The sequence below is a fragment of the Citrobacter sedlakii NBRC 105722 genome, from assembly GCF_000759835.1.
Classification (GTDB): Bacteria; Pseudomonadota; Gammaproteobacteria; order Enterobacterales; family Enterobacteriaceae; genus Citrobacter_A; species Citrobacter_A sedlakii.
The window spans coordinates 17,800-31,947 of record NZ_BBNB01000016.1; the positions used below are offsets into that span (position 1 = coordinate 17,800).

Below are 14,148 nucleotides of genomic sequence, written 5' to 3' on the forward strand. Positions count from 1 at the left end.
CTGCCTGTTAACGACGCGTCAAATCGATTCTGCGGCGGGCATACACCGTTTCCAGAGGCATGTGTATGTGATAAACCGCCAATGCCCCCTTCCTTGATTTAAGCATCTTCTTCGTCACCCCGTTTATCTCTCCTGAATCGACTCGCTTATAAATTTCTGCTGAACTCAGCATAAGCTGCTTTTTCAGGATGGCCAGCAAGTTAACCTGAAAAGCACGGGGGATCCGGATACAAACGCTGACCCATTGTCGAGGGAAAATACTGACCGGCCACTGCTCCTGTATATGAAAATCAGGTTTGCCCGACAGCCTCGCATTGTTCCGCTTAAGAATCGCTTTGTTATGCGTAAAGTTTTCAACCGTATCCGCATCATTGAGCAGGAAACGGCGATAAAGCTCAGGATCTAATTTGTTGACATTGAGCCGCGAGAACAGAGCGATATTCCACGTACATTCGCAATGCGTACATTTATAAATACTCCAGACGTCCAGTCTCTTTTTTTGCGAATTGATTCTGAATGCCCCGGCGGGCGTGAACTCTCGTTTGATGTTGCATGACGGGCAGCGTTTTGCAATGCGCTGGTGCCCAACAGGGGTGACAGTCCATGTAACTTTCATAACGTACCTTTTTTAACCCGTACAAATTCGGATCCGTATTGAACGAACCATGTCTTTGTGTACGAAAAATATTTATTTGATATTTTTCAGCGGGTTAAAAAAAGATGTCCAATGCCACTCCCTGTCTTTGGCAAAGCGATACGCCGAGACTAGCAAAGCGGTCATCATCGGGTATATGCGTTCAATCAATATTCGTAATGGTACCGCATGGGATCCTGGAGCGAATGATATGTTTGCACAGGCTAACGCCTGAGCGGTTTCGCGCTGAGATCACACTTTAAAGGATTCGCTATAGCCGCACAAAAAACCTGTGTTACCATTCACTCCGTAAATACCTTTCAACGTCACCCGAGGCTTTGATGCTGGAGAATGTAATCATCTGATAATCAGCTCCCCGACCTTTCAGGCCGGACTGATTATCAATGCGCCGAAATCGAATGCGGACACCGCTGTGTGTTTGCACGTTTTGCACATGATGATTAAACAGGTTTTCCAGTATGAATTTATCCCGTCAGGAACAACGTACCCTACACGTTCTCGCTAAAGGTGGACGTATTACGCACGTCCGCGATACTTCTGGCCGCGTTACCTCTGTTGAATGCTACAGCCGCGAAGGGTTGTTGCTCGCCGACTGTACGCTCGCCGTCTTCAAAAAACTCAAAACCAAAAAGCTGATCAAGTCCGTCAACGGTCAGCCTTACCGCATCAACACCACCGGGCTGAACCACGTTCGCGCCCAGCCTGATAATCGCTAAGGAGAGGATGATGAATATCAGCGCTGTTATTGTCGCTTCAGGACGCATTCGACTTTCACCTGATGAAGGCAAAATCCCCTGGGATGAACCCGCCTTTAGCCAGCGCATGCTGGAAAACCATCTGTCCCAGGAACATGACTGGGCCAGCCGCAGACTGTCGGTGATTGAACAACAGGTTGCGTGGATTGCCCGTCAGCTCCCCTCAGGCGCACGCATTCTGGACCTTGGTTGCGGCCCCGGTTTTTACACCCGTTTGCTGGCCGAACGCGGCTTTAGCTGTACCGGCGTGGATTTCTCGCCGGCTTCTATCGAATGGGCTCGTCAACAGGCGCAAGCCGCGGGGCTGAAGATTGATTATGTTCAGCAGGATGTCCGGACATATCGCCCACAAGAATCGTTCGATTTCATCATGATGACGTTTGGGGAACTGAATGTCTTTAATGCCGCAGACGCAACCCAGCTCATCGGTCAGTGCGCGCGCTGGCTTACGCCGGGCGGAAAACTCCTCGTGGAAGTACACACCTTCGACGAGGTGAAACGTCAGGGCATGGCCCCTGCAAGCTGGCAGCGTTGCCCGCAGGGACTGTTTCTTGCCGATCCTCATCTTCTGTTGACAGAAAATGACTGGGATGAAGAGACACGGACCAGCTCAACCCTGTTCTGGGCAATTGAAGAAACAGGTCGGACGACCCGTTTCGGTAATCAAATGAAGGCCTGGCGTGATGAGGAGTACCTCAGCCTGCTTGCTGACGCAGGTTTGAACGTGCTTCAGCGACCTGCCGGCGCCGACTGGCCAGTCAGCGAGACCTTCGCGGACAAACTTTTTGCGTTGCTGGCAGAAAAAGCACACGCGACGGCGAGCGTTTCACGGAATACGCATGACATACAAGGAATTAACTAATGGATATCCCACGTATTTTTACGATTAGCGAAAGCGAGCATCGCATTCATAATCCGTTTACAGCAGAAAAGTACGCCACGTTAGGTCGCGTATTACGTATGACTGCGGGCACGCACATTCTCGATCTCGGCAGCGGTTCAGGCGAGATGCTCTGTACCTGGGCGCGTGATCATGGCATTACCGGCCTCGGCATTGACATGAGCCCACTCTTCACCGCACAGGCAAAGCTGCGCGCAGCGGAACTTGGCGTCAGCGAGAGCGTGAAATTTATTCATAACGACGCATCCGGTTACGTTGCCGACGAAAAATGCGATGTGGCGGCCTGTGTCGGCGCCACCTGGATCGCGGGCGGTGTCGCCGGGACGATTGACCTGCTGGCAAAAAGTCTCAAGCCCGGCGGGATCATGCTCATTGGCGAACCCTACTGGCGTAAGGACCCTGTATCGGACGAGGTGGCTGTCGCCTGCGGCGTGGGCAGCGTGGCCGATCTCCTCACCCTGCCCGACCTTGTCGCCTCTTTCGCCGCAAGAGGGTACGACATTGTGGAAATGGTGCTGGCGGACCAGGAAGGCTGGGACAGGTACGAAGCCGCGAAGTGGCTGACCCTGCGTCGCTGGCTGGCGGAAAACCCCAATGATGATTTCGCGCAGGAGGTCCGGGCGGAACTGTCTGTCGCCCCTAAGCGTCATGTCACCTATAGCCGGGAATATTTTGGCTGGGGCGTGTTCGCTCTGATTGCCCGATAACCTGAAACAGGCGGTGTGGTTTTCACTGCACCGCCATCATGTCAACTGAGAATATTCCTTGGCCTCGCAGACCGCAAAGCGATTTTGTCTTGGGCAAAGAGGCGAGATAAACAATATTGATGCATTCTCTATCTTTTTGAAGGCTAACAAAGCAGACTATACTTATCCACCCATTCATCCCAGAGGCAGTAACTGACGTGAAGGATACGTATTACAACGATACAAGGATCAATGCGTTAATCCAGAATGAGCTGAATAAGTTCTTTGAGGACTACAACGGTATCATCTACGCCTACGCGATAATGAACAAGAAAGACCCTTCGCAGATGCGGATAATTAATAATAATCCGGCATGGTTCGACATCTACCTGGAAAGAAAATATCAGTTTATAGACCCTGTTATTATTCGGGCTTTACGCTGTGTGGAAGATTTCTTTTGGGAGAACAAGGTCATCTTGTCTGGCGGATACAACCTGACGCGCATTTTCAACGAAAGTTCTGAACATAACATCTACCAGGGGCAGACATTTCCACTGCATGACTACCTGAATAATCTGGTGGTGTTATCCATCATCAGCCAGGAAGATTCCGGCGTGGACATAGAAAAAAATCGTTCACATTTTATGCACTTTCTTATTCAGTTGCATCAGAAGACGCTCAATCTCTATAGTAAAGTGGATCAGAAAAAGAACGTTTTCTTGTCACCACGTGAACGGCAAATTCTTAAATGGGTTAGCGCCGGAAAAACATACGCCGAGGTGTCGGTTATTTTGTCCATTACGGAACGCACCGTGAAATTCCATATGAGCAACGCAATGAAAAAACTCGGGGTGAACAACGCCAGACATGCGGTAAAACTGGGGATGGAGCTCAGATTGCTCGACAACTGAGCCCCGGCGCCCGTTATATACGAAGCAGTTGCTGGAGCATTTCACGAAGCCAGTCGCTGTTCTTGTCTTTGCGAATGATGTCTTCCACGGCGCTTACGCTGGCAGGCATAAAAATATAATAGATTGTTTCCCCTTTCTCAGAAAGTCCCTTCTGAATAACCTCTACTTTCCAGTTCGCATGACGAAAAATGGCATACATGCCGCGGCTGGCAACAGCATACATTCCCCGATATTGTTTCTTCATACAGTAAACGATCATTGCCAGAAACAGCGCCTTACTGGTGGGCATACTGCGCAAATTTCCGTTGTCGCGTCGTTCTTTATCTAAAAACAGTCGGCTGACTTCACAGCAGGGAATATCGGTAGGAAGACTAATATCGTCAAAGTAATCATGGAATATTTCGCTGATCATTGTCGGCTGGGTCGCATCGATAAATCGCGCGCCGCAAAGTAATTGCCCGTCATGCATGCCCAGCAGGTAAGTCGTTTTTTCGTTGTCAAATTGATCCTTTTCCATGCCGTTAATGCATTCGACTTTCCAGTCGAGCCGCTCGCGAAATGTTCTTCGTCTGAGCCGGTAGAGTTCGGAGGCAAATCCTGGCGGCAATTCATCGTAATCATGCAAAAAAAACTCAACAACAGAGTTCATCCAGTTATTCCTGATAATCACACACTGAAATTATTATCCCCTGTCTTTTAGGACAGCTTTTTTTTATGTCGGGTCTTCCTTATACTTAAAAAATACCTGACCAACAGCACTCGCAATGCTAACTGGTCAGGGGGTCAAAGACCAACGCAACACCAGGGATAAATCCACACGGGATTATCTTACATTTAGTGTCCCGGGTACAGAATGTTAGAAGCACTTAGCGTATAAAAAACCAATAAAGTACGAAAAATATCAAATAACTATAATTAATCTGTTGCCCCTTGTATTTTCAAGGGGTAATATTTTCTGTTGCTTTAGCAAAAATAAACGCCACAGGCTCTCCGTTTCTCTCCTCTCCACAAGGTTTCTTTTCGTCACCGTATGCCTCTGCGCGGCAATCACCGTCATAAGCTGAATACCGACTCTCGCCGTTATCTTACTGAGTAAACAGACAGTTACCCGTTATTATCACGCAAAACACCAGGGGTTACCGCACGGTGTCGCTTATCCGTTCTATTGACATCTCCTATTGTACAGCCTGGCGATGGGGGCGTAGCGTTTTCCCCGTTAGAGACAGACGGTGAATCGATAAAGCCTGCCTGTCGGATTATGGGCTGTGTCCTATAATCTTGTGGAATATCACTACAGGAGTGACCTCATGGCATTTGTAACGACAGACGACAGTGTAAAGATCTTTTATAAAGATTGGGGAGATAAAACAGCCCAGCCCATCGTGTTTCATCACGGTTGGCCACTTAGCGCCGATGACTGGGATAATCAGATGTTGTTCTTCCTGGGACAAGGTTACCGCGTCATTGCCATTGACCGTCGCGGTCATGGTCGATCAGATCAGGTCAGTGAAGGGCATGATATGGATCATTATGCTGCTGATGTTAATGCCGTTGTTGAACATCTGGATCTGAAAAATGCGATTCATATCGGTCACTCAACCGGCGGCGGGCAGGTTGCCCGCTATGTCGCGCGCTTCGGACAACCCCAGGGACGCGTGGCGAAAGCGGTGCTGATCAGTGCGGTACCGCCGTTAATGGTAAAAACAGCGGCGAACCCGGAGGGCACGCCTGTAGAAGTATTCGACGGATTCCGTAAAGCGCTGGCCGCGAATCGTGCCCAGTTCTATCTTGATGTGGCCTCCGGTCCTTTTTACGGCTTCAACCGTGAAGGGGCTGACATTTCCCAGGGCACTATTCAGAACTGGTGGCGCCAGGGCATGATGGGAAGCGCAAAAGCCCATTACGAAGGCATCAAGGCATTCTCTGAAACAGACCAAACGGAAGACCTCAAAGCCATCACGCTTCCGGTACTGGTGATGCAGGGCGATGACGACCAGGTTGTGCCCTATAAGACCGCCGCACTTATGCAGGATAAATTGTTGAGCAACAGTGAACTGCGTATTTATCCGGGCTATCCACACGGGATGCACACCACCCATGCGGATGTCATTAATGCTGATATTTTGGCTTTTCTTCGCAAGTAAGCGATGACCGTACCGACTCCCGGAGCAGGTGCAGGCGGGTAAGTTGATATTCTGCCGCTACTCCGTTGTCAGACCCAATACAAGGCGCACGTTATTCCGCAAGCGTGCGCTTTTTTGCGTGCGACAAATCTGCGCCCTTCATCTCCCACAAGATTTATCCTTCGCGTTCACTTTCTTACCAGAAATCATCTTTTTTTGGGAATTGTTTAGTTTATTGTCTGACAATGACGATGTTTAAAGAGCTATTCTGTGACACTTTCTTCAGCACAATGTCCACATAACGTCGTCCTTAACATATGAAGAAAGATCATTTCTTGTTCTTCGTTGTCAGACGGCTGGGGTACATGCCGTATCAACGGAAACCGCCTTCCGGTTTGCCCGTCATATGCATGACCCGTTTTTCGCCCCTCTTTCGTACCATGACAGAACCCTGTGGGGGAAACACTGGAATTGAACGAGATGAAACACTTCTTCTTTTACTGACTGACGTGATCGGCTGGCAGCATCAGAGAAGAACCGCCCCACCACAGTCAATTGCGCTTGCGAGAGACCGGATTGACGTATGGCGTGAGGCCGGGCGAATCGTATTTGTTTACTACGAATCCACCCGTTTTAAGCTTCAACAGTCTCGATAATGCATCAAACGGCTTCAGGAGAATACTATGACACCGACTTTTAATGAAATCGATGTAATGTTTGTAGCAGGCTTTGGACCAGTGACACGCGATACTGATATCAGTAAAGCGTTTTACAAGGATACACTCCGCTTACCTTTAAAGCATCTCGAAGGTAATAAGGAATATATGCTGACGGACGTTGATGGCTTAGAGGGTGTAAAGCATTTTGCTCTCTGGCCTTTGTCTCAGGCTGCGCTGTCCTGTTTTGGTACAGAAGAATGGCCGGACGATATCCCGGTTCCCCAGGGATGGATCGAGTTTGAAGTAAAAGATATCGAAAGGGCGACGGATATCCTGATGAAAAAAGGTTATCAACTGTTAATCGCCGGGCGGCTGGAACCCTGGGGCCAGACCGTGACCCGTTTACTGAGTCCGGAGGGCTTATTGACAGGTGTGACAATCACTCCATGGTTACGTCCGGAATCGTTATAAATGGCCGAATCTGATTTTTTAAGGCAAAGGGAACTGAGGCTGGAGCGGGCGAAGGGAATCGAACCCTCGTATAGAGCTTGGGAAGCTCTCGTTCTACCATTGAACTACGCCCGCTTAGATGAGCGTAAAGCATTATAAACCTTACGCTCTTGTTGGCAAGGGACAATCTGCTGACTGGCGATTAATTCGCCGTCAGCATTTCGGCGGGCTACCCTGCGGCGGCAGATAGCGCAGCGGATCGATGGCCGTGGCGCGATAGCGGATCTGGAAATGCAGTCGCACCGACGCCGCGTCAGTACTGCCCATTGTGGCAATCTTCTGCCCGGCCTTCACGCTCTGCCCGTTATTGACCAGCATTGTGTCGTTGTGCGCATAGGCGGTAATGTAATCTTCACTGTGCTTGATCATAATGAGATTACCGTACCCGCGCAGTTGGTTACCGACGTACACCACCTTCCCCGCGCCTGCGGCGTAAACGGGCGTGCCACGGGCGGCGGCAATATCAATTCCTTTATTGCCCCCGTCAGCCGTTGAGTAAGGCAATATCACTTTCCCGCTGGCAGGCCAACGCCAGCAGCGCTGTCCAACAGGCGGCCAGGATGACTGGGGTACGGAAGAAGACGGTCTGACGGCTGCCGTTTTGCTGGTCGATTTTTTACTCGTTTTGGCGGAAGCCTTTTTCGAACCGCCAAGCCTGAGTTTCTGCCCCACTTCGATGGTATAAGGCGGCGAAATACCGTTCAGGCGCGCCAGCTCTTTAACGCTGGTCCCCGTCGAACGTGATATACGGTAAAGCGTATCCCCCCGTTTAACGGTGTAAACGGCGCCAGAATACGATCCAGATCCGGATGATTTATTTCCTGAACAGCCCGCAAGCAGCAATCCCACACACAGCAGCATCGCCATACCCAGACCATTTCTCTTCAGGCGTCCTGCGCTCAAAACACGTCCTCGCAATATAATCAGACGCTTTATCATAGCAGCCATAAGGCCGATGCCAAATTTATTGCGTAAGGACAGAACAATTAAGACCATTATTGTCTTATATTTCTGGCTGCCGGGGCGTGTTTTGGTAATACTTAACCCGCAATTCTGCGCTACTCTGGTTCTCTGAATACAAGGTTCAGCGCATTGCCGAATCGTTATCGCTTTTCAGGAGTTTTCATGACCGGGGAACATGTCATTTTACTGGATGCGCAGGATATTCCTTCCGGCACGCTGGAAAAATACGCCGCCCATACCGCTCACACCCCACTGCACCTCGCGTTTTCTTCCTGGCTGTTTAATACCGACGGGCGATTTCTGGTCACTCGCCGTTCGTTACTGAAAAAGGCGTGGCCAGGCGTATGGACGAATTCCGTATGTGGTCATCCCCAGCAGGGTGAAAGCACAGAGGAGGCGATTGTTCGTCGTTGCCGCTTTGAACTGGGCGCGCAAATCAGCCGTCTTACGCCGGTTTATCCTGATTTTCGTTATCGCGCCGCCGACCCGAACGGGATCGTCGAAAATGAAGTGTGCCCAGTCTACGCCGCGCAGGTAGTCGGCGACATGGCGGTAAACAGTGATGAAGTGATGGAATATCAATGGTGCGATCTGGAGAGCATACTGGCATCCATTGACGCCACGCCGTGGGCGTTCAGTCCGTGGATGGTAATGCAGGCGTCAAACAGCGCAGCGCGTCATTTGCTTCGGGAATACTGCCAGCGCTAAAGGTTATCGAATGGCGTAACGCTTACCCGGCCTACAGAACAAATGCCGCAGGCCGGATAAGGCAAAATCGCCATCCGGCAACTCAATGCTTACTTAACCGGACGCATCGCCGGGAACAGGATCACGTCACGAATAGTATGGCTGTTGGTAAACAGCATGACCATACGGTCGATACCGATACCCAGACCCGCCGTTGGCGGCAGGCCGTGTTCCAGCGCCGTCACGTAATCTTCGTCGAAGAACATCGCTTCGTCATCGCCCGCCGCTTTCGCGTCAACCTGATCCTGGAAGCGTTGCGCCTGATCTTCTGCGTCATTCAGCTCGCTAAATCCGTTACCGATCTCACGTCCACCGATAAAGAACTCAAAACGATCGGTGATTTCCGGGTTCACATCGTTGCGACGCGCCAGCGGCGACACTTCCGCCGGGTACTCGGTAATAAAGGTCGGCTGAATCAGATGCGCTTCCGCCACTTCTTCGAAAATCTCGGTCACGATTCGGCCCAGACCCCAGCTTTTCTCAACCTTAATGCCGATAGCCTCAGCAATGGCTTTTGCCGAGTCGAAGTTATCCAGATCGGCCATCTCGGTTTCCGGACGGTATTTCTTGATCGCTTCGCGCATGGTCAGTTTTTCGAACGGCTTGCCGAAGTCGAACACGTCGTCGCCGTAAGGTACCTGGGTGGTGCCCAGAACGTCCTGCGCCAGAGTGCGGAACAGCGACTCGGTCAGTTCGATCAGATCTTTATAGTCCGCATACGCCATGTAGAGTTCCATCATGGTGAACTCTGGGTTGTGACGTACAGAAATCCCTTCGTTACGGAAGTTGCGGTTGATTTCGAACACACGCTCGAAGCCGCCGACCACCAGACGCTTCAGGTACAGTTCCGGCGCAATACGCAGGTACATGTCGAGGTCCAGCGCGTTGTGATGGGTGATAAACGGACGCGCAGACGCGCCGCCAGGGATCACCTGCATCATCGGGGTTTCAACCTCCATAAAGCCGCGTCCCACCATGAACTGACGAATCCCCGCCAGGATCTGCGAGCGGATTTTGAAGGTGTTGCGAGACTCGTCGTTAGAGATGAGGTCCAGATAGCGCTGGCGATAGCGCGCTTCCTGATCCTGCAAACCGTGGAACTTGTCCGGCAGCGGACGCAGCGCTTTGGTCAGCAGGCGTAGTTCTGTGCAGTGAATAGACAGTTCGCCAGTTTTGGTCTTAAACAGCTTGCCTTTGGCGCCAAGGATGTCGCCCAGGTCCCATTTTTTAAACTGCTCGTTATAAACGCCTTCCGGCAGATCGTCACGGGCGACATACAGCTGAATGCGTCCACCGACGTCCTGCAGCGTAACGAAAGAGGCCTTGCCCATGATACGACGAGTCATCATACGGCCTGCGACGGATACCTCGACGTTCAGCGCTTCCAGCTCTTCGTTCTCTTTGGCGTCGAAGTCAGCGTGCAGTTGGTCTGAGGTGTGATCGCGTCGAAAATCGTTCGGGAAGGCGATACCCTGCTCGCGCAGGCCAGCCAGCTTCTCGCGGCGCGTTTTCAGTTCATTGTTAAGATCGGCTACCGCGTCAGCGCCCTGTGCGTGTTGTTCAGACATGTTGGTTCCTCATAACCCTGCTTTCAAACTTGCTTCGATAAATTGATCCAGGCTGCCGTCCAGCACCGCCTGCGTGTTACGGGTTTCAACCCCGGTACGCAAGTCTTTAATGCGGGAGTCATCAAGGACGTAAGAACGAATCTGGCTACCCCAGCCGATGTCCGATTTGTTGTCTTCCATCGCCTGCTTCTCGGCATTTTTCTTTTGCATTTCCAGTTCATAAAGCTTTGCTTTCATCTGCTTCATGGCCTGGTCTTTGTTCTTGTGCTGAGAACGGTCGTTCTGGCACTGGGTCACAATCCCGGTCGGGATGTGGGTGATACGCACCGCTGATTCAGTACGGTTAACGTGCTGACCACCCGCGCCGGATGCGCGGTAAACATCAATACGCAGATCCGCCGGGTTGATTTCGATATCAATGTCATCGTCCACTTCCGGGTAAACAAACGCGGAGCTGAACGAGGTGTGACGGCGACCACCGGAATCGAACGGACTTTTACGCACCAGGCGGTGAACGCCGGTTTCGGTACGCAACCAGCCGTAGGCGTATTCACCTGAAATTTTAATGGTGACGGATTTGATACCGGCCACTTCCCCTTCAGACTCTTCAATGATCTCGGTCTTGAATCCGCGCGCTTCCGCCCAACGCAGATACATACGCTCCAGCATGCTCGCCCAGTCCTGCGCTTCAGTACCGCCGGAACCGGCCTGGATATCCAGATAACAGTCGGCGCTGTCATATTCACCGGAGAACATACGACGGAACTCCAGCTGCGCCAGTTTTTCTTCCAGCGTATCAAGTTCAGCTACGGCTTCGTTAAACGTTTCTTCGTCGTCGGCCTCTACAGCCAGTTCCAGCAGGCCGGAAACGTCTTCCAGACCCTGGGCCATTTGATCGAGAGTGTCGACAATGGCTTCCAGCGAGGAACGTTCTTTACCCAGCGCCTGTGCGCGTTCGGGTTCGTTCCAGACGTCCGGCTGTTCCAGCTCGGCGTTTACTTCTTCCAGACGCTCTTTCTTGGCATCGTAGTCAAAGATACCCCCTAAGAACGTCCGAGCGCTCCGTGAGGTCCTGAATGCGGTTTTTTACCGGGTTAATTTCAAACATGGTCTGATTTCTTTTATTGGACTCGTTAAAATGCGGTGATAAGAGCGGGATTGTACCGAATCCACGCTCTTTTTTATAGGTATTGCTGACGCTAAATTGGCCAGATATTGTCGATGATAATTTGCAGGCTGCGGTTACCACGAAACTCGTTGATGTCGAGCTTATAGGCCAGTTCCACTTCGCGCACGCCGTTGTCCGGCCAGCAGGTGGTGTCGACGTTAAAGGCGATACCGTCCAGCAGCGGCCCGCCGCCAACCGGCTCCACCATCACCTTCAGGTGCCGTTCCCCCACCAGACGCTGCTGGAGCAAACGAAAACGCCCGTCAAACAGCGGCTCCGGAAACATTTGCCCCCACGGGCCTGCGTCGCGCAGCATCTGCGCCACTTCCATCGTCATCTCAGCCGCGCTGAGCGAGCCGTCGGAAACCACTTCGCCCTGCAGCAGAGAAGGATCCAGCCAGTCAGTCACCAGCTCGCCAAAGCGTTGCTGAAACAGCTCAAACCGCGATTCCTCCAGCGACAATCCCGCCGCCATCGCATGACCGCCAAATTTGATCATCAGCCCGGGATGCAGCGTATCTAACCGCTCCAGCGCATCGCGCATATGCAGCCCCTGGATCGAGCGGCCAGAACCTTTCAGCGTACCGTCGCCCGCAGGGGCGAAAGCAATGACCGGACGGTGAAAGCGCTCTTTAATGCGTGACGCCAGGATCCCGACCACCCCCTGATGCCATTCGGGATGGTACATCGCCAGGCCGCCCGGCAGGGCGTCGCGACTGCGTTCAAGCTTCTCGCACAAGGCCAGCGCTTCCGCCTGCATTCCCTGTTCGATCTCCTTGCGCGTCTGGTTTAGCGCGTCCAGTTCATTCGCCAGCACGCGTGCTTCGCCAATGTTGTCGCACAGCAGTAACGCCACGCCGACGGACATATCATCCAGCCGACCCGCGGCATTCAGACGCGGTCCGAGTGCAAAACCCAGATCGCTGGCGGCCAGCTTTTGCGGGTCGCGATTCGAGACTTCCAGCAGCGCTTTGATCCCTGGCCGACACTTCCCGGCGCGAATCCGGCTTAGCCCTTGCCACGTCAAAATACGGTTATTGGCGTCCAGCGGCACCACGTCGGCGACGGTGCCGAGCGCCACGAGATCCAGCAGTTCCGCCAGATTCGGCGGCGTAATACCGCGTTCGTCAAACCAACCCTTATCACGCAAAAACGTGCGCAGCGCGAGCATCAGATAAAACGCGACGCCCACGCCCGCCAGCGACTTCGACGGGAAGTCGCAGTCACGCAGGTTTGGGTTGATAATGGCCTGAGCGGCAGGCAGCGTCTCGCCCGGGAGATGGTGATCGGTCACCACCACCGGTATCCCCAGCGCGCTGGCGTGATCGACGCCCGCATGAGAGGAGATGCCGTTATCAACAGTGACAATAAGCTGTGCGCCGCGAGCGTGGGCCTGATCGACCACTTCCGGACTCAGACCGTAGCCATCTTCAAAGCGGTTCGGCACCAGATAGCTGATGTTATCGCAACCCAAGGCGCGCATACCCAGCACGCTCAGGGCGGTACTGGTCGCGCCATCGGCGTCAAAGTCGCCGACCACGATAATCCGCGTCCCCTCGCGAAACGCGTTATAGAGGATCTCCACTGCTTTTTCGACGCCGCTTAGCTGCTGCCAGGGCAGCATGCCTTTTACGCTGCGTTCCAGATCCCGTGCGCTACGTACGCCGCGGCTGGCATACAAGCGGCGCAACAATGGCGAGAGGTCGGAAGGCAGTTCCGCCGTCTCATCGACCTCACGCCGACGAAGCTGTATCTGTTGTTTCACGCGAATTACTTACCGCTGGTCTGTTTCTGATGCGCGTCGAGGAACGCCTTCATCTCTTTCGGTCCCTGGTAGCCGGGAACCACATAGCCGTTATTCAGCACAATGGCTGGCGTCCCGCTGACGCCAAACTGCACGCCCAGCGCATAATGATCGGCAATATCCACGTCGCAGGTTGCCGCTTTCACGCCCTTGCCTGCCATCGCTTCGTCGAAGGCTTTGGTTTTGTCCTTCGCACACCAGATCGATTTCATATCCTGCTCAGCCTGGCTTTCCAGCCCCTGGCGCGGGAAGGCCAGGTAACGCACAGTGATCCCCAGCGCGTTGTAATCTTTCATCTCTTCATGCAGCTTGTGGCAATAGCCGCAGGTGATGTCAGTAAAAACGGTAATAACGTGTTTTTCCTGCGGCGCTTTATAGACGATCATCTCTTTTTCCAGCGCGTTCAGGCGCTTCATCAGCAACTGGTTGGTCACGTTTACCGGACTCGCGCCGCTGACGTCATACATCGGCCCCTGAATGATGTGTTTACCGTCTTCGGTGACATACAGTACGCCGCTGTTTGTCATCACCGTTTTCATCCCGGCAACCGGTGCGGGTTGGATATCGGTGCTCTGTACGCCCAGTTTGGTGAGCGACTGGCGAATCGCGGCGTCGTCAGCCTGCGCCAGACCAGCAAACGCGGCGGCCAGCAAGGTGAACATCATTAAACCTTTTTTCATATCTTTTCCTGTTCTTTC

General features: G+C 52.6%; 14 protein-coding genes and 1 tRNA gene. 7 read left to right on the forward strand and 8 right to left on the reverse strand.

Going from position 1 to position 14,148, the window contains the following annotated elements; genetic code table 11:
• Positions 1-7 precede the first annotated feature (7 nt).
• Positions 8-616, reverse strand: a complete 609-nt coding sequence (locus CSE01S_RS19565; RefSeq protein WP_042292102.1) for a DUF1062 domain-containing protein — start codon at positions 614-616, stop codon at positions 8-10.
• Positions 617-1,113: 497 nt separating this feature from the next.
• Between CSE01S_RS19565 and CSE01S_RS19570 the strand changes: the two genes are divergently transcribed.
• The 4 genes from CSE01S_RS19570 (at position 1,114) to CSE01S_RS19585 (ending at position 3,908) form a co-directional block, all read left to right on the forward strand.
• A complete protein-coding gene (locus CSE01S_RS19570) occupies positions 1,114-1,371 on the forward strand; it encodes a YjhX family toxin (RefSeq protein ID WP_042292105.1) in 258 nt (85 codons plus the stop codon).
• Between the two features lie 10 nt (positions 1,372-1,381).
• Positions 1,382-2,272, forward strand: coding sequence for a class I SAM-dependent methyltransferase (locus CSE01S_RS19575; RefSeq protein WP_042292108.1), 891 nt, complete (start codon positions 1,382-1,384; stop codon positions 2,270-2,272).
• The gene (locus CSE01S_RS19580; protein WP_042292110.1) at positions 2,272-3,018 is read left to right on the forward strand and encodes an SAM-dependent methyltransferase; all 747 of its coding nucleotides are present in this window, start codon (positions 2,272-2,274) and stop codon (positions 3,016-3,018) included. Before CSE01S_RS19575 ends, CSE01S_RS19580 begins: the two co-directional genes overlap by 1 nt.
• Positions 3,019-3,215: 197 nt before the next feature.
• A complete protein-coding gene (locus CSE01S_RS19585; protein ID WP_042292113.1) occupies positions 3,216-3,908 on the forward strand; it encodes a helix-turn-helix transcriptional regulator in 693 nt (230 codons plus the stop codon).
• A 13-nt stretch (positions 3,909-3,921) separates the two neighbouring features.
• Here CSE01S_RS19585 and CSE01S_RS19590 read toward each other — a convergent pair whose 3' ends face one another.
• Positions 3,922-4,557 (reverse strand): acyl-homoserine-lactone synthase, encoded by a 636-nt coding sequence (locus CSE01S_RS19590; RefSeq protein ID WP_042292115.1) that lies wholly within the window; start codon positions 4,555-4,557, stop codon positions 3,922-3,924.
• A 658-nt stretch (positions 4,558-5,215) separates the two neighbouring features.
• On the opposite strand from CSE01S_RS19590, the gene CSE01S_RS19595 reads away from it, so the two are divergent.
• Complete coding sequence (locus CSE01S_RS19595) at positions 5,216-6,052, forward strand: alpha/beta fold hydrolase (RefSeq protein ID WP_042292117.1); 837 nt, start codon at positions 5,216-5,218, stop codon at positions 6,050-6,052.
• A 662-nt stretch (positions 6,053-6,714) separates the two neighbouring features.
• The gene (locus CSE01S_RS19600) at positions 6,715-7,161 is read left to right on the forward strand and encodes a VOC family protein (protein WP_042292120.1); all 447 of its coding nucleotides are present in this window, start codon (positions 6,715-6,717) and stop codon (positions 7,159-7,161) included.
• A gap of 40 nt (positions 7,162-7,201) precedes the next feature.
• Here CSE01S_RS19600 and CSE01S_RS19605 read toward each other — a convergent pair.
• Together CSE01S_RS19605 and actS are read right to left on the reverse strand one after the other, a co-directional pair.
• Positions 7,202-7,275, reverse strand: a tRNA-Gly gene (locus CSE01S_RS19605).
• A gap of 78 nt (positions 7,276-7,353) precedes the next feature.
• Positions 7,354-8,103, reverse strand: a complete 750-nt coding sequence (gene actS, locus CSE01S_RS19610; protein WP_042292370.1) for an amidase activator ActS — start codon at positions 8,101-8,103, stop codon at positions 7,354-7,356.
• Positions 8,104-8,325: 222 nt separating this feature from the next.
• On the opposite strand from actS, the gene idi reads away from it, so the two are divergent.
• Positions 8,326-8,871, forward strand: coding sequence for an isopentenyl-diphosphate Delta-isomerase (gene idi / locus CSE01S_RS19615; protein ID WP_042292121.1), 546 nt, complete (start codon positions 8,326-8,328; stop codon positions 8,869-8,871).
• Between the two features lie 89 nt (positions 8,872-8,960).
• On the opposite strand, the gene lysS is transcribed toward idi, so the two are convergent.
• The 4 genes from lysS to dsbC all read right to left on the reverse strand — a co-directional run bounded on the left by lysS (position 8,961) and on the right by dsbC (position 14,130).
• A complete protein-coding gene (gene lysS, locus CSE01S_RS19620) occupies positions 8,961-10,478 on the reverse strand; it encodes a lysine--tRNA ligase (protein ID WP_042292124.1) in 1,518 nt (505 codons plus the stop codon).
• A gap of 9 nt (positions 10,479-10,487) precedes the next feature.
• A protein-coding gene (gene prfB, locus CSE01S_RS19625; RefSeq protein WP_120714868.1) for a peptide chain release factor 2 occupies positions 10,488-11,586 on the reverse strand; the annotation gives its coding sequence in 2 pieces (ribosomal slippage) (positions 10,488-11,510 and positions 11,512-11,586; 1,098 coding nt in all).
• A 91-nt stretch (positions 11,587-11,677) separates the two neighbouring features.
• Positions 11,678-13,411, reverse strand: a complete 1,734-nt coding sequence (gene recJ / locus CSE01S_RS19630; protein ID WP_042292130.1) for a single-stranded-DNA-specific exonuclease RecJ — start codon at positions 13,409-13,411, stop codon at positions 11,678-11,680.
• Between the two features lie 5 nt (positions 13,412-13,416).
• Positions 13,417-14,130, reverse strand: coding sequence for a bifunctional protein-disulfide isomerase/oxidoreductase DsbC (gene dsbC, locus CSE01S_RS19635; protein WP_042292133.1), 714 nt, complete (start codon positions 14,128-14,130; stop codon positions 13,417-13,419).
• Positions 14,131-14,148 lie beyond the last annotated feature (18 nt).